Origin of the sequence: Sphingomonas sp., assembly GCF_036402235.1 — a bacterium.
GTDB lineage: Bacteria > Pseudomonadota > Alphaproteobacteria > Sphingomonadales > Sphingomonadaceae > Sphingomonas.
Window position 1 is genome coordinate 1 of sequence record NZ_DASWTG010000038.1, and the last position, 22,618, is coordinate 22,618.

Sequence of the window (22,618 nt, forward strand, 5' to 3'; positions counted from 1 at the left end):
GGGGGAGGATAATCAAATGCCGGCCGCCTACAGGCTGCTCAGCAACAGGCTGGTCTCGCTGTTGAGCACGCCTTCGATCTGGCGCACCTCGCGCAGGATACGGTCGAAATCGGCGAGGCTGGCGGCGGTGATCTCCGCGACGAGGTCCCAGCCGCCATTGGTGGTGTGAAGCGCCGCCAGCTCGGGAAAGCCGCGCAGCCGCTTGATGATCGCGGTGGTCGATCGCCCCTCGATCTCGATCATCATCACCGCGCGCACCTGATCGTTCGACTGGCGCGCGCGGATCGTGAAGCCGAGCACGGTGCCGCTTTCCAGCAGCCGGTCGAGCCGCGCCTGCGCCGTGGTGCGCGAAACCTTGAGCACCGCGGCGAGCCGGGTGATCGGCATGCGCGCATCCTCACGCAAGGCGGCGATCAGCCGGCGGTCGAGATCGTCGAGTTCGTGCATCCGCTTTCTCCACACCTGCCAAGCGGGCTTGTCACGGGCCAGTTTGTGCACAGTGACGGGTCCGCAATCTGCGCGGATCGGGTCGGCAGATTGATCAAATGGCCGCGCGAAGTTGCGCAGCATGCGCCTGTCGCCTGCACTCGCACGCCCCCTAGCATCGCCGGAGATCAGAGGAGGCGGCGATGGTGCAGTTCGTGGGCGTGAGCGAGATCCGGGGGATCGTGGCGCAGCTGGGGATCGACGCGGTTCTGGCGCGGATGGTCGACTATCTCGAAGCCGACTTCCGCCGCTGGGACCGGTTCGAGCGCATCCCGCGGCTCGCCAGCCACAGCCCGGGCGGGGTGATCGAGCTGATGCCGACGCAGGACGACGCGCTCTACAGCTTCAAATACGTCAACGGGCACCCGTACAATTTCGAGCGCGGGCTGCAGACGGTGGTCGCGGTCGGGCTGATGGCCGAGGTCGAGACGGGCTATCCCGTCTTCATCTCCGAGATGACGATCCTGACCGCGCTGCGCACCGCGGCGATGTCCGCGCTGGCGGCGAAGCACCTCGCCCGGCCCGAGGCGAAGACGATGGCGATCATCGGCCTCGGCGCGCAGTCGGAATTCCAGGCCGCTGCGTTCCGCGCGGTGCTGGGGATCGAGACGCTTCGGGTGTACGACGTCGATCCCGCGGCGACAGCCAAGTTCGTGCGCAACATGGCGGCGCAGGGCGTGCGCGTGGCCGTGTGCGACGAGCCGGGCAGCGCGGTGATGGGGGCTGACATCGTCACGACGGTGACCGCCGACAAGGTTCAGGCGACGATCCTCTCCGACAATATGGTCGGGGCCGGCGTGCACTTGAACGCAGTGGGCGGCGACTGCCCGGGCAAGACCGAATTGCAGAAGGACATCCTCTCCCGCGCCAGCGTGTTCGTCGAGCTGACCGAGCAGACGCGGATCGAGGGCGAGATCCAGCAGATGCCGGCCGATTTCCCGGTGACCGAGCTGTGGCAGGTGATCAGCGGCCAGGCGCCGGGGCGCACGCGGCGCGACGAGATCACCCTGTTCGACTCGGTCGGCTTCGCGGTCGAGGATTTCGCGGCGCTGCGGCTGCTGCGCGATCTCGCGACCGAGACCGGGCAGTATGAGACGCTCGACCTGATCACCAGCCCCGCCGATCCGCGCGACCTGTTCGGGCTGATCGCGCCTGCGCCGGTCGAGGCGGCGCAGGCGGCCTGACGGGTAACGCGGCCCGGCAAATGGGTGAGCGGCTGGACGAATCGTCCAGCGCGCTGTGCAGATCGATCAGAAAATTTGAGGTGAGATACGCATGTCGATGACGCTTGCGCAGGCCGACGCGATCGCGCGGCTCGACGGGCATGGCCAGGCCGATCTGGTGCGGCGCGGCGAGGTGCCGCCCGAAGCGCTGGTCGAAGCCGCGATCGCGCGGATCGAGGCGGTGGACGGCGCGCTCAACTCGCTCGCGGTGCGGGCGTTCGGCCATGCCCGCGCGGCAGCGTCGAAGGTCGCGCGCGACGCGCCGATGGCGGCGGTGCCCTATCTGCTCAAGGCGTCGCTCGAATATCCCGGCTTCCTGTGCGAGGCTGGATCGCGCGCCAAGAAGGGCGAGGTCGCCCGCCGCGCCTTTCCGCTTGCGAAGGCGCTCGACCGCGCGGGGATGGTTCCGGTCGGCATGTCGACCATGCCCGAATTCGGCCTCAACGCTACCGGCGAGGCGCTGCTCTACGGGCCGACCTGCAACCCGTGGGACCTGTCGCGCAGCTCGGGCGGATCGAGCAGCGGCGCGGGCGCGGCGGTGGCAGCGGGGCTGGTTCCCTTCGCCACTGCGAGCGATGCTGGCGGATCGATCCGGATCCCCGCGTCGAACTGCGGCATCATCGGGTTCAAGCCGAGCCGCGGGTGGAACGTGCGCGCGCGGGCATGCAATCTGGTCGATGATATCCTCTGCTCGGACAGCCTCTATGGCCGGTCGATGCGCGATACGGTGTGGGCGGCGCGGCTGCTGCGCCCGGCGAAGAAGGCCGCCGCGATGCCGCCGGGCCGCAAGCTGCGGATCGCGCTCGACCTGACCGGCATGGACGGGACCGGGCCGGAGGCTGAGGTCGCGGCGGTGATACGGCGCGCGGCGGACTTGTGCGAGACGCTGGGGCATCGGGTCGAGGAGGCGACGCAGCCGATCGACCGGCCTGCGCTGCGCACCGGCTTCACCACCTTGTGGGACTATCTCGGCGGCGAGACGGTCGATCATTATGGCGATCGGGCGAGTGAGGTGCTGGAGCCGTGGACGCTGGGCCTTGCCGGGCGGCGCGCGCGCGTGACGCCCGAGCTGCTGGCGGAGGCGCTGGCGCAGGTCGATCGTGCGTCCGCTGCGCTGGCGGGGTTTCATCAGACGTTCGACGTGGTGCTTTCGCCGGTCACCGCGAGCGTGCCCCCGCCGCTCGGCCATCTTGCGCCGACGCGCCCGGCGGACGAACTGTTCGACGCGCTGTTCGCCTATGTGAACTACACGCCGCTGCACAACATGACCGGCACGCCGAGCATCTCGCTGCCGTTGTTCGCGGGGGAGAGCGGGCTGCCGGTGGGGGCGATGTTCTCGGCCGGGCATGGTAGGGACGAGCTGCTGCTCGGGCTGGGCGAGGAGCTGGAGGTGGCGAGTCCCTGGGCGGATCGCTGGCCGCCGATGGCGTTCGGCGGCTAGTATCGGTCGGGTTTCAAATCCTCCCCCGCCAGGGGGAGGTGGCGCCGAAGGCGACGGAGGGGGAGGACTCCCACCGCTAGCGACTCGCTGTTCTCCCCCACCGCCATACTTCGCATGCCACCTCCCCCTGGCGGGGGAGGATTTATTCCGGAGCCGTTTCGTCGATCTGCTCTGACACTTACCCATCCCCACCGCCGTTTACCCGCGCATGTCCTTTGGCGCCGCCGCCGGGCAGGGCTAGCCTGCGCGCAAGACCGAACGGGAGAATGGCGATGAAGGCTGTGAAGACGCTCGCGATGCTGGCGGCCGTGGCGCTGGCCGCGCCCGCGCTGGCGCAGGAAAAGCCCGCGCCCGCCGCGCCCGGCTATACCATGCCGCAGACGGCGACGTTCGACATGAAGGCCGCGCATGGCGGCACCTATCGCATCTTCGTATCCTTCCCCAAGGGCGCCCCGCCCGAGGGCGGCTATCCGGTGCTCTACATACTCGACGGCAACGCGCTGTTCGCGTCCTTCGCCGAGACGCGGCGCATGATGGAATGGTCGCCGGGGGACAAGGCGATCGTGGTCGGCGTCGGCTATCCCACCGACGAAGCCTATGACGTGCGCCGCATCGACGATTTCACCGGCGCGCCGACCACCTCGGGCGCTTATGCCAAGTTCGCCAAGGAGAAGAGCGGGGGCTGGGACCGCTTCCTCGATTTCCTGACCGGCGAGCTGCGCAGCGAGATCGGCAAGCGCTACAAGACCAATGCCGATCGCCAGTCGCTGTTCGGCCATTCGCTGGGCGGGCTGTTCGCGCTGCATACGCTGTACACGCGGCCGGGCGCGTTCCACGCGATCATCGCGGCGAGCCCGTCGATCTTCTGGCACGAGGCGATCACGCTCAAGGAGGAGCGCGACTTCGCGGCGCGGCTCAAGGCGGGGGGCGTGCCGAAGGTCGCCCGGCTGCTGGTGGTGGCGGGCGACCGCGAGGAAGCGATCCTCGAGCGCTGGGACGCCGAGGATTTCGTCCAGCGCATCGCGCCGCTCTCGGCCTGGGGATTGCGCACCCGATCGGAGATCTTCGCGGGCGAGGGGCATATGACCGTCCCCGTCCGTGCGGTGCCCGCGACGCTGCGGTTTGCGGTCAACTGGCCGTGAGGGTGGCCGATTGAACGCATGAAGGCGGATGGCCTGCTGACGCGCAGGCTATGCCGGACAACTCAGCCGTCATCCCGGCCTTTGCCGGGATCCACGGCGCTGCGGACGATGCGATTGAGCCTCTTGCTTCCTGTTCGCCTCCCGGTGGATCCCGGCACAAGGCCGGGATGACGGAGAGGGCGAATGCCCGCTAGCGACCCCATTGCGGACGCTCGACGGTACCGCGATACTACGGTCATATGGCCGAACTCGAATATCAGTGCTGCTATTGTGAGGAAGGCATCGCCAAAGGTGACATCGGCGCTGTCCGTATCGTTATCTCCGGCCTGTGGGCGCAGGCCGATGGATCTACGCAAGAAGTCTACGCTCACTCAGAATGTGCGGCGGACAAGTTTGGGCGCGCGCTGAGTTCTTCTGTTCCGTTCGACATTCAGGCGTTCGCGCCAGACTGAACGACCGCTAGCCGTCCAATTTGCCGACTCCGCTTGCAATGTTGGAATTGATTTGCTTGCGTCGTTCGGCTGCGCCGCAGCCGCTCTTTGATGTCGTCGATCCTCGCGGTTGGCCCGCCTGACACCCACCCACAAAGGCGACCAAGTTGACAGAATGAATCGCGTTCCGCGTAACTTCGTCAACTTCGCGGGCGTGCCAGCGGCGGCGTCCGGATGCCCGCCGTCCCGACTCCACCGATAACAGACATTTCCTGCGCGTTGACGATATGAAGGACTGACGTGCCTACCGCTTCAACGCCCCCAGATCGCCATACACCGTCTTCCCCTGGAACACGGTCACCAGCACCTTGGCCTTGCTGATCTCGTGCACCGGCAGCTTGAAGATGTCCTGGTCGAGCACGACGAGGTCGGCATTCTTGCCCGTTTCGATCGAGCCGGTGAACTTCGCCATGCCGTTGACGGTGGCGACGTTGAGCGTGTGGCTCTCGATCGCTTCGGCGAGGGTGACGCCCTCGCTCGCGACCAGCGGCTTTGCGCTGGGATCGCCCGCCACCTTGCGGGTGATCGCGACCTCGAGCCCCTCGAGCGGATTGGCGGTGGCGACCGGCCAGTCGGCGCCATAAGCGAGCTTGCCTCCGGCGCGGACTATGCTGCCCGCGGGATAGATATATTCCATCCGCTTCTTGCCGATCGCGGTCTGCGTCAGCTCCATATAGGGATACCAGGACGACCAGGTCGGCTGGAACTGGGCATAGGTGTCGAGCTGGCCGAAGCGCGGCTGATCGGCCGGATCGACGACGTTCAAATGCGTGACCATGTGGTAGGTCGGCTTGCTGCCGTTGGCCTTGCGCGCCGCCTCGATCGCGTCGAGCGAGATGCGCACGCCGCCGTCGCCGATCGCATGGAGGAAGGCGTGCATGCCCTTGGCGTCGGTCGCGGTAACCGCCTGCTTGAGCATGTCGGGGGCGATCTGCGGCGCGCCGCGCTGCGTATCGCCCTCATAGGGCGCGAGCATATAGGCGGTCTTTTGCGGGATCACGCCATCGACATAGAATTTGACGGTGTGCGTCGGGATACCGAGCGCGTTGGCGCGCTCCGCCGCCTTCAGCAGGGCGGGGAATTGATCCATCCCGCGCTCATTCTGCCATTTGAGCGAGACGGAGACATAGGTGGTGAGCCTGCCCGCGTCCTTCACCGCCTTGTAGGCATCGACCATGCGGCTGCCGCCCTGGTCGTCGAAATCGACCCCCGCGTCGTTCCAGGCGACGATGCCGAGGCTGTTGAACAGCCTGGCGGTGTAGAGGATCGAGTTCTGGTAATCGGCGTCGGTCGGCGGCGGGATCAGCTTCGCGACCAGCGCCTGCGCTGATTCCTGGAGGCTGCCGACCGGCTCGCCGGTTCCCGGATCGCGGTCGATCGTGCCGTTGACCGGATCGGGGGTGTCCTTGGTGATCCCGGCCAGCTCGAGCGCCCTCGAGTTCACCCAGTTGGTATGGCCGCCGACCGAATCGAAGATCAGCGGGCGCGTGGTCGAGATCGCGTCGAGGATCGCCTTGTTCGGCACGCCGTTGGGCGGGAACAGCGAATCCTCCCAGCCCACGCCATAGACGGTGCCGGTGCCCGGCGTATCGGCGACGCATTTGGCGATGATCCTCTTATAATCCTCGATCGACTTGCCGTCGTGGAGCGAGCAGCGCGTCTTGGACAGCGCGCCGAACAGCGGATGTGCATGCGCGTCGCCAAAGGCGGGGAGGACGAGACGGCCGCCGAGATCGACGATGCGGGTGTTCGGGCCTTTGGTCTTCGCCACCGTGGCGGCCGGGCCGACCGCGACGATTCTGCCATCCTTGATCGCGACCGACTGCGCCCAGGGCTGCTTCTTGTCGACGGTGTAGATGCGGGCATTGCTCAGGATGGTGTCCGCTATCTCGCGCGCCTGCGCGGCGCCGGCGGTCCCCGCCATCAGCAGCGCGAGCGCGGCGAGGCGGGCTGGACGGATCAGGTTGGGCATGGTCTCTCCGGTACGCTGACGGAAAACGGGCCGGCGCACATGGCCGGCCCGGGAGGCATGGATCAGAATTTGCGGCGGAGCGAGGCCATGATCGTGCGGTCCTTGCCCATGTAGCAATAGCCTTCGTTGATCGGCGGGCCGCCATAGCTGCAGTTGGTATAGACCTTTTCGTCGAAGATGTTCGCGCCGTTCACCGACAGCGTCCAATCCTTGTAACCAAACTCGATCATCGCATCGACAAGGGTCACCGGATCGATGCGATAGAGCTGGTCGAAGCTCACCTTGTCGCCCTGGTAGCGCACGCCCGCACCGACCTTGGCGGTAAGATCGCCGCCGAGGTCGAAGCCCTTGGCCGCCCAGGCCGAGGCCTGGTGCTCGGGCAGGTTCTCGCGACGGTCGCCGCGCCGGCGGCCGTCGACGACGAGATATTCGGCGCGGGTGTAGCTGTACGAGGCGGTCAGGCTGAAATCGCCCGGCAGGCGGATATTCGCTTCCGCCTCCACGCCGCGCGAGCGCGACGAGCCGCCCTGGATGAAGTTCTGCAGCTCGTTCGGATCCGCGATCAGGATGTTCTGTTCCTTGATGTCGTACGCGGCGATCGTGAACAGCATGCGCGACGACGGCTGGACCTTGATGCCGGCCTCATATTGACGGCCGGTCCGCGGCACATAGGGCACGCCGAAGAAGTTGGAGCCGAACACCGGCAGGAACGATTCGGAATAGTTGAAATAAGGCGACACGCCCTTGACCACGTCGGCGATGATGCCGGCGCGGAAGCTCCACGCCTTGTTGTCCTCGAGCTGGACGCCGTTGACGTTGGAGCGAACCTTGTCGTGCCGCGCGCCGAAGACGAGCGAGACGCGGTCCCAGGCGCGGATCTGGTTCTGGAGATAGAAGCCGAGCTGCGAGTTCTTGGTGTCGGTGGTCCAGCCCACGCCGGTGGTGAAGGGCACGCCATAGACGGGGTTGTAGAGGTCGAGGCCTGGCGCCTGGCCGAAGCCTTCCATCTTGTCCTCGCGGAACGAGGTATAGTCGAAGCCGGCAAGTATCTGGTGCGTCAGCGGCCCGGTGTCGAAGCTCAGCACCAGGTTATTGTCGCTGTTGAAGCCATTATATTGCGCGCGGTTCAGATACCAGGCGCGATTCGCGATGGTGCGCGCGGCATCGGCATAGGCGCTGCCGAAGCCGGTGTATCCGAACACTTCCTGATAATCGACGTCCTGCTCGAAGAAGCGGTTGCGGCTGTTGAAGCTGAACCGGTCGCTGAAACTGTGCGTCAGCAGGATCGTCGCCGCGTAATAGTCTGCGAAGGTGTGGTTGAAGCCCGGCTCGCCCAAATAGAAATCGTGTGAGATGCGCTCCGGGTCGGTGGCATCGACCGTTTTGCTGGTGGGCAGATAGGTCTGGCTGCCCAGGCGATCGCGCTGATAGACGCCGATGAAGGTGACTTCGGTGTCCGGCCCCGGCTTGAAGGTGATCGCGGGCATCACCGTGATGCGGTCGTTTTGCTGCGATTCCTGCTGGAGATGGCCGTCGCGGACGAGGCCGACGAAGCGCGCCGACAGGCCGGGCGCGAGCGGGCCGGTGATGTCGAACTGGAGCTGCTTCAGTTCATCGGTGCCGTACATCAGCCCGATCTCGCCGCCGAACACGGTCTTGGGGCGCTTGCTGACCGAGTTGAGGATGCCGCCTGCGCCGCCGCCGCCGTACAGCGTGGAGGAGGGGCCGCGCAGCAGTTCGGCACGCTCGACCGTGAAGATCTCGAGCCGGCCGCCATAGATGAAGCCCGGCATGCGGTTGAGGCCGTCGAGATATTGTTCGGCGCCGGTGCCGCGCACCGCGAGGAAATCGCCGCGGGTGTCGACGCCGTTCAGTTCGCTCGCCGCGCCCGCGCTGTAGCGGATCACGTCCTGCAGATTGACTGCGGCGCGGTCGTTGAACTCCTGCGCGGTGATGATGCTGATCGACTGGGGGATTTCGGTGAGCGCGGCATCGGTCTTGGTGCCGGTCTGGGCCCGGGTGCCGATGACGGTCACGTCGTCGTCCTCGACCGCGGGTCCCGCGTCCTGCGCTGCGGCGGGCAGCGCCGCGAGGCAGCATGCCGCGAGCAGCGCGCCGCGTAGCCTGTGCGCCGCGCCGTAAAGTCCGATCCGTGTGCTCATGATCAAAGCCCTTCCCCGAAATTTATATGTCCGACGGGATCGTTCTTCCGCACCTAAGTTGCGCGGCTTGACCCTCACCCAGCATTGAAACCCGGATCGGCCGCCGAGCCACGCGTTTATCAGGGTAAGAGAGGCGCAAGACGGGTAAGTGGGTAGGCGGGAACGGGGAAAGCCGCTTCAGGCGGCCGGTTGACCCGCGCCGTCGGAGATGAGCCCGCGTTCGCGCAGCACGCGCACGGCGTCGCGGCGCTTATGCACCCCGATCTTCCGGAACACCGATTTGAGCCGGTATTTGACCGTATCGGGCGACATGCCGATCAGCCGCGCGATTTCCTTGTTTGAATAGCCGAAGCCGAGATGTTGGAGGATCTCGGCCTCGGCATCGCTGAGCAGGCCGGGGGCGGGACCAGCGACCGGGCGCGCCGCGAGCGAGCGGGCGATGCCCTTGAGGAACTGCGCACGGAAGCGGTCGAGCTGCGCGGTGCCGCCCAGCGCCTCGCTCAGCAGCGGCTCGGCGAAGCGGCGCTGGTCGATGAACGGGCGGGCGATGTTCTGGAACATCGCGGTGCCGACCGCATCGTCGAAGCAGGCGCGCGCCTTTGCGGTATCCCCGGCGGCGCGGTGACCGAAGGCAAGCAGGATGTTCGCATCGATCAGCAGCCGCCCCGCGCCGTGCTGCGCAGCCCAGCGCCTGAGCTTCTGCAGATCGGCGAGGGCAGCGGCGTGGTCGCCGCAGGTCAGCGCCATCCGGGCACGGCACAGGCGCGCGGCGGTGACGACCGGGCGGTGGACGGTCGAATCCTCCTCGCCGCGATCGGCGAGCGCGTCGAGATCGAGCGCTTCCGCCGCTTCGGCCACCGCCGCGGGATCGTCGCCATATTGGATCAGCAGGTCTAGCTCGCACAGCGCCGCGCGCAGGTCGAGCTGGCGGAGGCGGCGGCGACCGGCAAGGCGGCGGGCACGCGCGAGGATCGCCTGTGCCGCGTCAAGCGTGCCCTCGGATGCCTCGGCGCGTGCGGCCGTGCAATAGGCGGCGGTGTAGACGTCGGTCCAGCCGTCGGACAGCTCCATGTGCGGCATCGCCCAGTCGAGCAGGGCGAGGGCGGCGGCGGGCTGGTCCTGTTCGTAGAGCAGCTCGGCCTCGAATGCCGCGCAATTGGCGGCCAGGTCCGAGCGCGGGCCGAAATTCGCCTCGATCTGCTCGCGCGTCGCGGCGAGGATGGCGGCCGCGTCCTTCATCCGCGCCTGGGCCTGGCGAATGCGCGCTTCGAGGAAGCGGGTGAAGACGTCGCTGTAGAGCGATCCCATCGCGAGATAATGCTCGCGCGCGGCGATGGTCGGCTCAAGCGCGCGTTCAAGCCAGCCGCCTTCGAAATATTTGGCGCCCAATGTCTCGCTGATGTTGGCGAGGACGAGGTGGTCGTTGGCGGGCAGGGTGCGCAGCAGCGATTCGCGCGCGAGCAGGTCGTCGAGCGTGACGGGTTCGTTCTCGTAATCCGCCAGCACGTCGCCGACGACGCGGATCTCGGTCCACTGATCGGCGGAGAGGCCGGCCGCCTCGGCCTCGGCGAAGAAGCGGTCGTAATCGGTGCGCGCGGTCGCCATCTCGCCGCGCTTGATCTCCAGATAGACGCGCGCAAGCGCCAGCCGCGGGCGCGCGGCGACCAGCGCAGCAGGCAGCTTGCCGAGGCCGCGCTCGACCATCGCCTGATGGCCCAGCGGGATCAGCCGCCAGCCGCCGGCATCCTCGAGGATCGTCGCGAGCATCGCATCGTCGTTGGCCTGGATCGCATGATTGACCGCCTCGGCGGTCTCGCCGCGCTGCGCGAACCACTGCGCAGCGCGGCGGTGGAGCGCGCGGAACTGCGCGGCGTCGCGCCGTGCGAGCCGATCGCGCAGATGTTCGGCGACGAGCTGGTGGTAGCGATAGGCCTTCCGCTCGGCGCTGAGCGGGGTCAGGAACACGCCCTGCTCCTCGAGCCGCTCCAGGATCATCCACCCGTCCTGCCGGTCGCACAGCAGGTTGACGAGGTCGCCGGTGAGGCGATCGAGCAGGGCAGTGCGTAGCACGATCTCCTGCGTCTCCGCGGGCATCGTCATCAGCACCTGTTCGGAGAGGTAGCGGGCAAGGTCCGAGCTGGGGCCGTGGAACTCCTCGACCAGCCGACGGTGATCGGCGCCGCGCTTGAGCGACAGCGAGGCGAGCTGGAGCGCGATCGCCCAGCCTTCGGTCCGCTCGACGATGTTGCGCACGTCGTCCCCGCTCAGCCCTTCGCCATGGAAGCGCGCGAGCAGCGCCTCCGCCTCATGCGCGGCGAATTTGAGGTCGTCGGCGGTCAGCTCGACCAATTGCTCCTCGGCGGCGAGGATCGACTGGCCGAGCCAGGGATAGTCGCGCGAGGCGATGATGAAATGGCAGTGCTCGGGCGCGAGCTGGATCAGCGCGCGGACGAACGTGTCGACCTCCGGGCTTTCGGCGCGATGGTAGTCGTCGAGGATCAGCACCACGCGGCGGCTCTCCTGCGCCAGCCGGTTGACGATCGCCGACACCGCGGCGCGCGGGGGCAGAGCGGCGGCAAGATGCTCGCCCTCCTCGCCGTCGTGCGGTCCGGCACCGTCGAGCGCGCAGACGATGTAGCGGGTGAGGCGGCGCAGGTCCGAATCGTCGCGCTCCAGCGTCAGCCAGGCGACGCGCACCGCGTGCAGATCAAGCCGGTCCTTCCACTGCGAGAGCAGGCTGGTCTTGCCATAGCCGGCCGGCGCCTGGATGAGCGTCAGCCGCCGCTCCAGCGCCGCGTCGAGGCGGGCGAGCAGCAGATCGCGCCTGATCTGATTGCCCATCCACATGGGCGGCGCGAGCTTGGTATGGATCAGCGCATCCATCGGGCGTTTACCGTTGCGGCCTCCGTCCTTTGCCCGCCGCAATCCGCGGCGTGCCCGGAGAGGGTATGTTACACGATCATGTCGCTCAAGCGGCGGTTCGATGATTACCCGGAAACCGTCCCCCGTTACCCGTTCGGCAGGCCCCGGCACCCGTTTTACGCGTTGCGGACAAAGGCTTGGCTCCGCACCCTTTAGCCGAGAGTTTGGACAGGCCGGGAGTGTTGCGTGCGGATTGGTGTCGATGTGGGCGGGACGAACACCGATGCCGTGCTGATGGACGGGAGCGCGATCCTCGCCTCGACCAAGCAGCCGACCACCGCCGATGTCAGTTCGGGCGTGGCGGCGGCGATCGCCGCGGTGCTGGCGCAGGGCGGGGTCGCCGCCAAGGCCGTGCGATCCGTGATGGTCGGCACCACCCATTTCACCAACGCGCTGGTCGAGCGCAAGCGGCTGGAGCCGGTCGGCGTGCTGCGGCTCGCCAGCCCCTCGGGCGAGGCGCTGCCGCCGCTGACCGGATGGCCCGCCGATCTGGCCGAATGCGTCGGCGGAAACGTCTTCCTGCTGCCCGGCGGCTACGAGGTCGACGGACGCGAGATCGCGCCGTTCGATGCGGCGGCGGTGCGCGCGGCGGCCGAGGCGCTGAAAGCGCGTGGGATCAAAGCGGTGGCGATCACCAGCGCCTTTGCCCCGGTCAACGCGACGATGGAGGAACGGGCAGCCGAGATCGTCCGCGCGGTGCATCCCGGGGCGGCGGTGACGCGATCGAACGCGATCGGGCGGATCGGCTTCATCGAGCGTGAGAATGCGGCGATCCTCAACGCCGCGCTGTCGACGCTGGCGGGATCGGTGGTCGCGGCGTTCGAGGCGGCGCTGAAGGATCTGGGGATCGCGGCGCCGCTCTATATCTCGCAGAATGACGGAACGCTGATTTCCGCCACGCAGGCCGCGGCGCATCCGGTGCTGACGATCGGGTCGGGACCCACCAACTCGATGCGCGGCGCGGCGTTCCTGACCGGGGTGCAGGACGGAATCGTGATGGATGTCGGCGGCACCACCACCGATATCGGGGTGCTCGCCAACGGCTTCCCGCGCGAGTCGTCGGTCGCGGTCGATATCGGCGGAGTGCGCACCAATTTCCGCATGCCCGATATCCTCGCGATCGGGCTGGGCGGCGGGACCCGGGTGCATCTCGACCCGGCGCTCTACGCGGCGCGGGCGGTGCCGGCGGAAGCGTTGCGCGTGGGACCGGATTCGGTCGGCTATCGCATCGCCGAGGCGGCGATGCTGTTCGGCGGCGATACGCTGACCGCGAGCGATGTCGCGGTCGCGGCGGGCAAGGCAGCGTTCGGCGACGCGGGCAAGCTGCCCGGCCTCAGCGCAGCGGCGGTCGCTGCGGTATGGGACCGGTTCCAGGCGATGCTGGAGGATGGCGTCGACCGGATGAAGACGACCCGCGGCGACGTCACCATCCTTGCGGTCGGCGGCGGCAATTTCCTGATCGCGGACAATCTCAAGGGCGCGGCGAAGGTGGTGCGTCCGCCGCACGCTGCGGTCGCCAACGCCGTGGGCGCGGCGATCGCGCAGGTCGGCGCGCAGGTCGAGCAGATCGTCGCCTACGACCAGACACCGCGCGCCACCGCGATCGAGCAGATGCGGGCCGACGTCACCGCGCGGGTCGCGGCGGCGGGCGGCGATCCCCGGACCATTCAAATCGTGGAAGTGGACGAAGTGTTCCTGAGCTACCTACCTGGCCGCGCGGCGCAGCTGCGCGTGCGCGCCGTCGGCGACCTTGCCGAGCCGCAGCGTGAAACCGCGAGCAAGCGATCGGTCCAGCATGCGCATTGATCGCACGGCGCTCGCCGATCTTGCCCGCGGTGCCGCCTTTCTGGGATCAGGCGGCGGGGGCGATCCTTATTACAGCCTGCTGCTGGGCGAGGCCGAACTGGCGCGCGGCGCGGCGTTCGAGCTGGTGCCACTCGACAGCCTGAACGACGACGCGTTGGTGGTGCCGTGCGGCTGGATCGGCGCGCCGACCGTCTCGGTCGAGAAACTGCCGAGCGGGCGCGAGGCGCTGGCCGGGCTCGCGCGGCTGGAGAAGGAGCTGGGGCGCAAGATCGACGCGGTGCTGCCGATCGAGATCGGCGGGGGCAATGGCCTCGCCCCGCTGATGAGCGCGGCGCGGCTGGGGGTGCCGGTGGTCGATGCCGACGGCATGGGCCGGGCGTTCCCCGAATCGCAGATGGCGATCTTCAACATCCACGGGCTTTCCGCTTGCCCATCGGTGCTGACCGCGGCGTGCGGATCGTTGAACGTGATCGAGACCGACGACAATCTGGTCCACGAACGGGTAGCGCGCGCGCTGTCGGTGGCGCTGGGGGGGATCGCGCACATGGTCGAGTATCCGCTGACCGGCGCTGAGGCCAAGGCGCACGCGATCGGCGGGAGCGTGTCGGCCGCGATCGCGGCGGGCGCGGCGATCCGGGTCGCGCGGGAGAGAGGCGAGGATCCGTTCGAGGCGCTGTACGCGGCGCTGGCGGCGAGCGGGCTCTACCCGTTTGCGGGCGGGCTGTTCGACGGCAAGATCGTCGACCTCGAGCGTGAGACGCGCGGCGGCTTCTCGGTCGGGCGCGTGGTGATCGAGGGGTTCGGCGGGGCCGGGCGGATGGAGCTCGAATTCCAGAACGAGAACCTCATCGCGCGGCGCGACGGTGAGGTGGTGGCGCTGGTGCCCGACCTGATCACCGTGATGGACCTGGAGACGGCGGATTCGATCACGACCGAGCGGCTGAAATACGGCCAGCGCGTAAAGGTGGTCGGCGCGGCGGCGCCCGCCATGCTACGCGAGGCGCGGGCGCTGGCGTTCGTCGGGCCGGCGGCGTTCGGCTTCGGCGAGGCCTATCGGCCGATCGAGACATTGAACGGGTGGGACAAGGGATGAGTTCAGGCGCACCGGGCGGAGAATATGCGAACGCGCCGCTTCCGGAGCATCTGACCGTCGCGGGATGGCGCGTCGCGCTGATCGTCGCGAGCTTCAACATCGCGCTGCCGGGATTCCTGAACGGTGCGCAGACGGGCTTGGCGCTGGGCTTCTGGCCGGCAGCGTTGGCGGCATTCCTCGCGGGGCTGATCCTGTGCGGCGGCGCGTGCCTGACCGCCTGGACCAGCGTGCGCACGCGGTTGACCACCTACCTGCTGATCCAGCGATCGTTCGGGCGCTGGGGCGCGGCGCTGGTCAATATCGTCGTCGCGATCGTCCATTATTGCTGGTTCGGGGTGAACGTGTCGTTCTTCGCCGGGGCGATCGTCGCGCTGGTGGGACAGGGCTATGCGATCCCCGGCGACTTCACGGCGTTCGTGATCGCAGGCAGCGTGCTGATGATCGTCTCCACCATCTACGGCTTCCGCGCGCTCGACCGGCTGGCGCTGGTCGCGGTGCCGTTGCTCGGCGTGATCCTCGCCACGGTCGCGATCCTCGCGGTGCGGCGCTACGGGGTCGAGCTGGCGCCTGCGGACAAGCCGCCGGTGCCGATGAGCTTCGGCATCGCGCTCTCGGCGATCGTCGGGGGCAACATGCTGACCGTCGCGGCGATGCCCGATCTGTCGCGCTATATCCGCAGCGCCCGCGGCGCGGTTTCCTCCATGATCCTGTCGTTCCCGGTGGCGACGCCGCTGCTGGTGATTGCCGCTGCGCTGCCCGCACTGGCGACCGGCGAGACCGACATCATGAAGCTGGTGACGATGCTCGGCTTCGGCCTCCCGGTGCTGCTGATCCTGATCCTGTCGATCTGGACGATCAACGCGGCCAATCTCTATTCGGCCAGCCTGTCGATGAGCGCGACCTTCCCCGGGGTGCGCGAATGGGCGTTCATCTGCATCGGCGGCACGGTGGGCGGGAGCTTTGCGGTGATGGGGATCATCGATTCCTTCGTGCCGTTCCTGCTGTTCCTCGGCATCCTGATCCCGCCGATCGCCGCAATCTATGTGATCGACGCCTTCATCACCTTTCGCGAGTGCGACGCGGGCGAGAGCATCGCGGCGCTGCCGCCGGTGCGCTGGCCTGCGGTGTTGACCTGGCTGGGGTCGATCACGGTCGCGCTGGGGATGGAGCGGCTTGGGCTGACGCTGACCACGGTGCCGATGATCGATGCCACGATCATCGCGACCGCGGCGTATCTGGCGGTGATCCGCCGGCGTGCCGCCCCGCCGGCGACTCCGGAGGGCCTTTCCGCAACTGGCTAAACGGGTAATCCCGCTATACAATGCGGGTCATTCGCAATAAAAGACGCTAATGCTAGTGACTCGCAACAACGCAGCAGCTATCGCGCCCCCGAATCATTCAAGGGGTTGTGTATCATGCGTAAGTTCGGGGCGTTGCTGGTGAGCGTAGCGGCTGCTGGCCTGTGGATTCCGGCAGCAGCGCGCGCGAACGATGCGCCTGGCGGCACCGAAGGCGAGCCGATCGCGAGCAACGACGACGATGTCGTGATCCTGGGCAAGAGTGCCGGGCAGGAAGTCGGCAAGACCGTCACGCCGCTGAAGGACGTTCCGAACACCATCACCGTGATCGACGGCCTCCAGATCGAGGCGCAGAACCTGTTCACGCTGGAGGATGCCGTCACCGTCACCCCGGGCATCACCGTGACGGGCGTGGGCAGCGAAGACCCGTCGTTCATGTCGCGCGGCTTCACGATCAACAACTATCTGGTCGATGGCGTCGCGACGATGGCGTTCGCTTTCCCCTCGGTGGTGCCCGATCTGTTCTTCTATGACCGCATCGAGGTGCTGCGCGGCCCGGCGGGGCTGTTCAGCGGATCGGGCAATCCGGCGGGCAGCATCAACCTGGTGCGCAAGCGGCCGCTGGACGCGTTCAGGGCGCGCGCGTCGATCGGCTATGGCAGCTATCAGAATATCCGCGGCGAGCTCGACATCTCGGCTCCGGTCGCCAGCGGCGTCGCGCTGCGCGCCGGGGCGATGGTGCAGGATCAGGACCAGTTCTTCGACGTGGCGCACCGCAACCGCATCGCTGGCTTCGCGACCGCTTCGGTGGAGATCGGGGACAATACGACGCTGACCTTCGGCGGCAGCTATGACCGGTTCAAGCCGGCGATCCAGTCGGGCCTGCCCGGCTATCTGGGCGGTGCGGACGGCAGCGAGGGCCGTCTGCTCGACATCGACCGCTCGACCTATCTGGGCGCGGACTGGAATCGCTTCCGGTCGGAGACGTGGACGGCCTGGGCCGAGCTGTCGCACAAGATCAGCGATCGCTGGACGCTGCGCGCGAGCGGCCTCTACACCGATGTCGATCGCATCGACGTCTATTCCTACATCGGCAACCAGGCGATCACGACCGCGGCCAATCCGCCGCTGACCGGGGCGCCCAACAATGGCGTGACCAACCACATCGCCTATCGCGGCGACAGCTTCGCCAGGACCAAAGCGTTCGACTTCAACGGGATCGGCACCTTCCCGCTGTTCGGCCGCGACCAGACGCTGATCGTCGGCGCCGACTATCAGGCGGTGGACTACGACAGCTATTACACGCGCCTGTCCAACTATGCGCGGATCGACGTGTTCAATCCGGTCTCGCCGGCCGAGCCGCCGCTCGACCCCTATGGCCCGCTGCCCTATTATCCGGTGCAGGGTTCGGGGGCGACCTGCCCGAACGTCAGCACGCCCATAGTGCCGGCGCCGGCCAATTGCGTGCTGCAGGTGTGGGGCGCGACCAACACCAAGACCGAGCAATATGGCGTCTATGGCCAGATGCGGCTGTCCCCGGTCGAGGGGCTGACGCTGGTCGGCGGCGGCCGCTTCACCTGGTGGGACACCAACAACCGCGTGCTGTTGCCCACGCTGGGCAACGTCACGGGATCGACCGTCGACGGGCGGTTCACCCCCTATGCCGGGATCGTCTGGGACGCGACGGGCAACCTCAATTTCTACGTCAGCTATGCCGACAGCTTCACGCCGCAGACCGCACCGTCGGGCCGCCGCCGGCCGGACGGGCAGCCGGTCGATCCGATGACCGGCAAGCAGTTCGAGGCCGGCACCAAGCTCTCGCTCGCCGGCGACAGGTTGCTGCTTTCGCTCGCGGGATACCAGATCGAGCAGACCGGGCGCCTGTTCAACGACCCGGACGATCCCACCGTGGTGCTCCAGATCGGCAAGGTCCGCGCGCGCGGCATCGAGGCCGAGGCGGCGGGCGAAATCCTGCCCGGCTGGCGCGTCAATGGCGGCTACAGCTTCACCAAGACCAAGTATCTCGAGGACCAGAACGCGTCGTTCGAGGGGCTGCCGCTGGTGCCGATCATCCCCGAGCATATGATCAAGCTGTTCACCAACTATATGGCGCCCGAAGGGCTGCTGAAGGGCGCGAGCATCGGCGGCGGCGTCACCTGGTTCAGCGAGACTTGGGGCGGCAACCCGGCGGTGCGCAACGCGGCCGGGACCGTGACGACGCTCTCGACCGTCGTGCGGCAGGGCAGCTATGCTGTCGTCGACCTGCGCGCGGGGTACAAGGTCAACGAGCAGATCTCGCTGTCGGTCAACGTCAACAATCTGCTGGACCGCGATTACTATGCGCGCATCTCGTCCACCGGCCGCGGCAACTATTACGGCAGCCCGCGCACCGTGTTCGCGACGCTGCGGGTGAGCTACCCGTGAGCGGGCGCGGCAGCGCGGCGGCGATCTCGCCGTGGCGGAAGCGGGGGGACATGATCCTCCGCGTCCTCGCCGCGTTGCCGGTCGGCTATGCCGTGGGGACGCTGTGGGCGATCGCGCTGTCGGTGATCCTGCCGATGCGGCCGGAGGAGGCCACGACCGTGGGGATGCTCGTCGCGTTCGTCATCTGTGCGGTTTCGGCGATGTGGGCGTTCGCGGCGAAGAGCGGTTGGCGCGCCTTATGGGTATTGGCGGTGGCGGGCGGCGCGGCCGCGGCGCTGACAGGACTCGCGACGGCGGGAGGGGCGGCATGAGCGATCTGGGCGAGAAGGGCTTCCGCCAGTCGCAAGCGTTCCTGCATACCTGGTCGGGGCTGCTGCTCGGCTGGGTGTTGTTCGCGGTCTTCACAGCGGGGACGATCGCCTATTATCGCGAGGGGCTGAACCGCTGGATGCGGCCGGAGCTGGCCAAGGTCGAGCAGCCCGAGAAGGTGCTCGCCGGGGCGCAGCGCTTCCTTGCCGACAAGGCGCCCGATGCCAAGAGCTGGTTCATCACCCTGCCCGGCGCAACGGCGTATGGCGCGGTCGCCTCTTGGGTTCCGCAGACCAAGGTGGGCGAGCCGCCGCCCCGACGCCGCGACAATCAGGCGATGATCGATGCCAACGGCGAGCCTGCCACGGCGCGTGAGACGCGCGGCGGCGAGTTCTTCTACCGCTTCCATTTCGACCTCTACTACGTGCCCTATTATGTGGCCCGCTGGCTGATCGGCGTCGCGGCGCTGCTGATGCTGGTCGCGATCCTTTCCGGCATCGTCACCCACAAGAAGATCTTCCGCGATTTCTTCACCCTGAGGCGGGGCAAGGGCCAGCGCTCCTGGCTCGACGGGCACAATGCCAGCGCGGTGCTGGCGCTGCCTTTCCATCTGATGATCACCTATACCGGGCTCGTCACGCTGGCGGTGATGCTGTTGCCCTGGGCGACGATCGCGGCCTTCCCCAAGGAAGGGGCATTCTTCGAGGCGCTCTATCCCGAGGCCGAAGCGGTCGAGCGCACCGGGCGCCCGGTGCCGCTGCCCGATCTCAACATGCTGGTGCGCGATGCGGAGGCGCGGCTGGGCGGCAAGGCGGGCTATGTCGAGGTGAGCGAGCCGGGTGACGCGGCGGCGCGGGTGACCGTGACCCGGTCGGGATCGTCGATGCTGTCGTCGCGCACACCGCACATCACCTATAGTGCCGCAACCGGCAAGCCGGTGTGGCGATCGCCCGAAGCGGGCGCGGCGGTGACCACCGCGGGCAGCATGATCGGGCTGCACGCCGGGCGCTACTCGAGCGACTGGCTGCGCTTCCTCTATTTCCTGTGCGGGGTCGCGGGATCGGTGATGGTCGCCAGCGGGCTGGTGCTGTGGACGGTCAAGCGGCGCGAGAAGCTGCCCGATCCGGCGCGGCCGCATTTCGGCTTCCGTCTGGTCGAGCGGCTGAACGTCGCGGCGATCGGCGGCTTTCCGCTCGGTGTCGCGGTGATGTTCTGGGCCAACCGGCTGTTGCCGGTCGAGATGGCCGGGCGCGCGGCGTGGGAGGTCCACTGCCTGTTCCTCGCCTGGGGCGCAGCGCTGGTCCTGTCGATCGTGCGCAAGCCGCAGCCTAACTGGGTCGCGCTGCTCGGGCTGACCGGTGCGCTGCTCGCGGCGTTGCCCGTCTATAATCTATTCGGGACCGAGCGCGGGCTGATCGCGAGCCTGTGGAGCGGCGACACGATGTTGGCGGGGATCGACGCCGCGATGCTGGTGTTCGGCCTTGCCTTCCTCGCGCTCGCGCGGCGAGTGGCGCGGCATAAGCCGGCCGCTCCGCGTGCGCGCCGCCGGGCGCCCGCGATCCAGCCGGTCGAGGCACAGATGGAGCCGGCCGAATGACCGTGCTCGCCTTCATCCTCGCGACGCTCGCCTTCGCGCTGTTCGGGCTTTCGACCGACGAGCATCACCGCAAGCGGCTGGGCAGCCGGCCCGATGCGGTGACGGTGCTGCGGCTGCGCGGCGGCGCCTGGGCCGCAGTCGCTGCCGCCTTCCCCTTCGCGATCGCTGCGCAGGGATGGGTATTCGGGCCGATTCTTTGGGTAGCCCTGTTGATGCTGGGCGCAGGACTGGTGTTCCTTGCGCTCAACCTGATCCCCGCGCCCGCGGGCCGCAAATAGATCCGGGAGGAAAGACGATGAAGAAGCTGCTGATCGCCGCGCTGGCGCTTGGGACCGCGAGCCTCGCACAGGCGCATGAAGTGTGGATCGAGCGCGGCGCGAACGGCGCGGCGCAGATCTGGCTGGGCGAGCCCGAGCTGCCGATCCCGGCGGGTGGCGATCCCGCCTTCCCGTCGCTCAAGGCGCCCAAGCTGGTCGGCGCCACCGCCGCGCAGACTCGCGGGGCGGGCTATATCGAGGTCGCGCTGCCGCCGGGCGACGTGCGCGCCTGGGACGACGATGTGTTCAAGCCGTGGGACGAGGACGGCAAGAAGGCCGGCGTGATCTACTATGCCCGCTCGGGCCGCAGCGAGGCCAAGGCGGTGATGCCGCTCGAGCTGGCGCCGGTCGCGGCCAATGGCGACCGCTTCGTGCTGACCCGCGACGGCAGGCCGGTGGCGGATAGCGAGGTGTCGCTGGTGTCGCCGGGCCGCTGGCAGCTGGCGCTCAAGACCGATGCTAGCGGACAGGTTGCGCTGCCCGCGCTGCACGAGAAGGGCCGCTACATTCTCAAGGCTTCGGTCAAGGAAGAAGGCGACTTCACGCTTCCCGCGGGTAAGGTCGCGATCCTGCACCGCACGACCACGACCAGTTTTGTGAACTAAGTGTGTCTTAGTCCTCCCCGCCAGGGGGTGGTGGCGCGCGAAGCGCGACGGAGGGGGTGGATTCCAGAACGATCGTCGTGCTTCCTCCCCCTCCGTCACCTTCGGTGACACCTCCCCTTGCGGGGGAGGATTATTTTTTGCCGTCAGCGCAGTGCGGTGACGGCGGGGTCTTCGAGGCAGGCATCGACGCGCGCATCGTCCACCGGGGGCGGTGTGGCGCCAAGTGCAGGTATGTCCCACGGACGCCCGATCGATTGCGGCGCGAAGCGGCCCGAGGTCTCGCCCGCACAGGCCTGAATAGCGCGGAGCATGCGCGGCGGGGTCCAATAGCCTTCCCAGGACAGGCGGAAGGTGCCCCAATGCATCGGCAGCGTCACCGGACGGCCCATGCGGTTCCATAATTTGATCGCCTCGCCCGGCCCGATATGGCTGCCGGTGCGCATCTCCCCTTCCTCGAACCGGAAGGCGCCGATCGGCAGAATCGCGAGACGGATCGGGCCATAGGAGGCGGCCTGATTCGCCCATTGGTAATCGCCCGCGCCGGTGTCTCCGGCGAAGAACAGGTTTCCGTCGGGCAGCGTCACGACGAAGCTCGACCAGAGCGCGCGGTTGCGGTCGGTGAACCAGCGGCTGCTCCAGTGATGGTTGCGGTTGACGATGACGTCGATCCCCGGTCGCAGCGTCACGCGCTCGCCCCAGTCGGCCCCGCGCGCCTCGATCCCCGCCGAGCGCAGGATGGTGTCGTTGCCCAGGCTGGTGACGATCAGCGGCTGGTCGCGCTCCCACAGCTTCTTGAGCGTGGGCAGGTCGAGATGATCGTAATGATTGTGGCTGACGACGATGAGGTCGATCCTGGGCAGCTTGTCGAGATCGATGCCGGGCGGCGCGGTGCGGCGAGGGCCGGCGAGGCCGAACGGGCCGGCGACGTCGCTCCATACCGGATCGGTCAGGAGGTTGAGGCCGTCCGCCTGCACCAGCACCGTGGCATGGCCGACCCAGGTTGCGCGCATCGCCCCGCCGGTGACGCGGGCGGGGGGCGTGTCCTTGTGAACCGCGACGCGATCGGGCCATTCGGGGCGGCCGTCGGCGCCAGTGGCCTGACGCCACAGGAAGCCGGCACGCCCGCCGCGGCGGCTGCCCGGCACGCGCGCCGTGTCCTCGCCATCGGGGTTGAAGAAGCGCTCGCCGTCATAATGGCCGCTCTCCGGGCCATGATAGTAAATGCGGTCGAGATAGCGCGGGACGATCGTCACCGCGAGGCAGGCGGCGATCACGGTCCAGAGCAGGAGGATCGAGGTCCAGCGCAGGACCGGGCGGACGAAGTGCATCC

Annotated in this window: 17 protein-coding genes; 12 read left to right on the forward strand and 5 right to left on the reverse strand. The window is 67.9% G+C overall.

The features are described from left to right. Nucleotides 1-27 precede the first annotated feature (27 nt). Nucleotides 28-447 (reverse strand): Lrp/AsnC family transcriptional regulator, encoded by a 420-nt coding sequence (locus tag VGD28_RS07470; RefSeq protein WP_331027705.1) that lies wholly within the window; start codon nt 445-447, stop codon nt 28-30. A gap of 182 nt (nt 448-629) precedes the next feature. Here VGD28_RS07470 and VGD28_RS07475 point away from each other — a divergent pair, with 182 nt between their 5' ends. From VGD28_RS07475 to VGD28_RS07490, 4 genes are all read left to right on the forward strand, one after another. Then, entirely contained in the window at nt 630-1,670 is a 1,041-nt protein-coding gene (locus VGD28_RS07475) for an ornithine cyclodeaminase (protein ID WP_331027706.1), read from the forward strand. Nucleotides 1,671-1,761: 91 nt separating this feature from the next. Beyond that, nucleotides 1,762-3,150 carry an amidase family protein gene (locus VGD28_RS07480; RefSeq protein ID WP_331027707.1) on the forward strand — a complete coding sequence of 463 codons (1,389 nt, stop codon included), beginning with the start codon at nt 1,762-1,764 and terminating at the stop codon, nt 3,148-3,150. A gap of 272 nt (nt 3,151-3,422) precedes the next feature. After that, nucleotides 3,423-4,292 (forward strand): alpha/beta hydrolase, encoded by an 870-nt coding sequence (locus VGD28_RS07485; protein WP_331027708.1) that lies wholly within the window; start codon nt 3,423-3,425, stop codon nt 4,290-4,292. 239 nt (nt 4,293-4,531) lie between these two features. Continuing rightward, a complete protein-coding gene (locus VGD28_RS07490; protein ID WP_331027709.1) occupies nt 4,532-4,744 on the forward strand; it encodes a hypothetical protein in 213 nt (70 codons plus the stop codon). Nucleotides 4,745-5,027: 283 nt separating this feature from the next. On the opposite strand, the gene VGD28_RS07495 is transcribed toward VGD28_RS07490, so the two are convergent. From VGD28_RS07495 to VGD28_RS07505, 3 genes are all read right to left on the reverse strand, one after another. Then, nucleotides 5,028-6,755, reverse strand: coding sequence for an amidohydrolase (locus VGD28_RS07495; RefSeq protein ID WP_331027710.1), 1,728 nt, complete (start codon nt 6,753-6,755; stop codon nt 5,028-5,030). 62 nt (nt 6,756-6,817) lie between these two features. Next, on the reverse strand, nt 6,818-8,917 hold the full coding sequence (locus VGD28_RS07500; RefSeq protein ID WP_331027711.1) for a TonB-dependent siderophore receptor: 2,100 nt from the start codon (nt 8,915-8,917) through the stop codon (nt 6,818-6,820). Nucleotides 8,918-9,094: 177 nt separating this feature from the next. Then, entirely contained in the window at nt 9,095-11,800 is a 2,706-nt protein-coding gene (locus VGD28_RS07505; protein ID WP_331027712.1) for a helix-turn-helix transcriptional regulator, read from the reverse strand. 225 nt (nt 11,801-12,025) lie between these two features. On the opposite strand from VGD28_RS07505, the gene VGD28_RS07510 reads away from it, so the two are divergent. The 8 genes from VGD28_RS07510 (at nt 12,026) to VGD28_RS07545 (ending at nt 21,288) form a co-directional block, all read left to right on the forward strand. Continuing rightward, on the forward strand, nt 12,026-13,645 hold the full coding sequence (locus tag VGD28_RS07510; protein ID WP_331027713.1) for a hydantoinase/oxoprolinase family protein: 1,620 nt from the start codon (nt 12,026-12,028) through the stop codon (nt 13,643-13,645). Continuing rightward, nucleotides 13,635-14,738, forward strand: a complete 1,104-nt coding sequence (locus tag VGD28_RS07515; protein ID WP_331027714.1) for a DUF917 domain-containing protein — start codon at nt 13,635-13,637, stop codon at nt 14,736-14,738. The genes VGD28_RS07510 and VGD28_RS07515 overlap by 11 nt, the downstream gene beginning before the upstream one ends. Further along, nucleotides 14,735-16,039, forward strand: a complete 1,305-nt coding sequence (locus VGD28_RS07520) for a cytosine permease (protein WP_331027715.1) — start codon at nt 14,735-14,737, stop codon at nt 16,037-16,039. Before VGD28_RS07515 ends, VGD28_RS07520 begins: the two co-directional genes overlap by 4 nt. A 114-nt stretch (nt 16,040-16,153) precedes the next feature. Beyond that, complete coding sequence (locus VGD28_RS07525; RefSeq protein WP_331027716.1) at nt 16,154-18,460, forward strand: TonB-dependent siderophore receptor; 2,307 nt, start codon at nt 16,154-16,156, stop codon at nt 18,458-18,460. 50 nt (nt 18,461-18,510) lie between these two features. After that, nucleotides 18,511-18,771, forward strand: coding sequence for a hypothetical protein (locus tag VGD28_RS07530; RefSeq protein WP_331027717.1), 261 nt, complete (start codon nt 18,511-18,513; stop codon nt 18,769-18,771). Further along, the gene (locus tag VGD28_RS07535) at nt 18,768-20,366 is read left to right on the forward strand and encodes a PepSY-associated TM helix domain-containing protein (RefSeq protein WP_331027718.1); all 1,599 of its coding nucleotides are present in this window, start codon (nt 18,768-18,770) and stop codon (nt 20,364-20,366) included. The genes VGD28_RS07530 and VGD28_RS07535 overlap by 4 nt, the downstream gene beginning before the upstream one ends. After that, nucleotides 20,363-20,644: a DUF3325 family protein gene (locus VGD28_RS07540; RefSeq protein ID WP_331027719.1), complete on the forward strand. Its 282-nt coding sequence runs from the start codon at nt 20,363-20,365 to the stop codon at nt 20,642-20,644. Before VGD28_RS07535 ends, VGD28_RS07540 begins: the two co-directional genes overlap by 4 nt. Before the next feature lie 17 nt (nt 20,645-20,661). Further along, nucleotides 20,662-21,288 (forward strand): DUF4198 domain-containing protein, encoded by a 627-nt coding sequence (locus VGD28_RS07545; RefSeq protein ID WP_331027720.1) that lies wholly within the window; start codon nt 20,662-20,664, stop codon nt 21,286-21,288. A 143-nt stretch (nt 21,289-21,431) separates the two neighbouring features. Here VGD28_RS07545 and VGD28_RS07550 read toward each other — a convergent pair whose 3' ends face one another. After that, nucleotides 21,432-22,616 (reverse strand): MBL fold metallo-hydrolase, encoded by a 1,185-nt coding sequence (locus VGD28_RS07550; RefSeq protein WP_331027721.1) that lies wholly within the window; start codon nt 22,614-22,616, stop codon nt 21,432-21,434. Between the last annotated feature and the right edge of the window lie 2 nt (nt 22,617-22,618).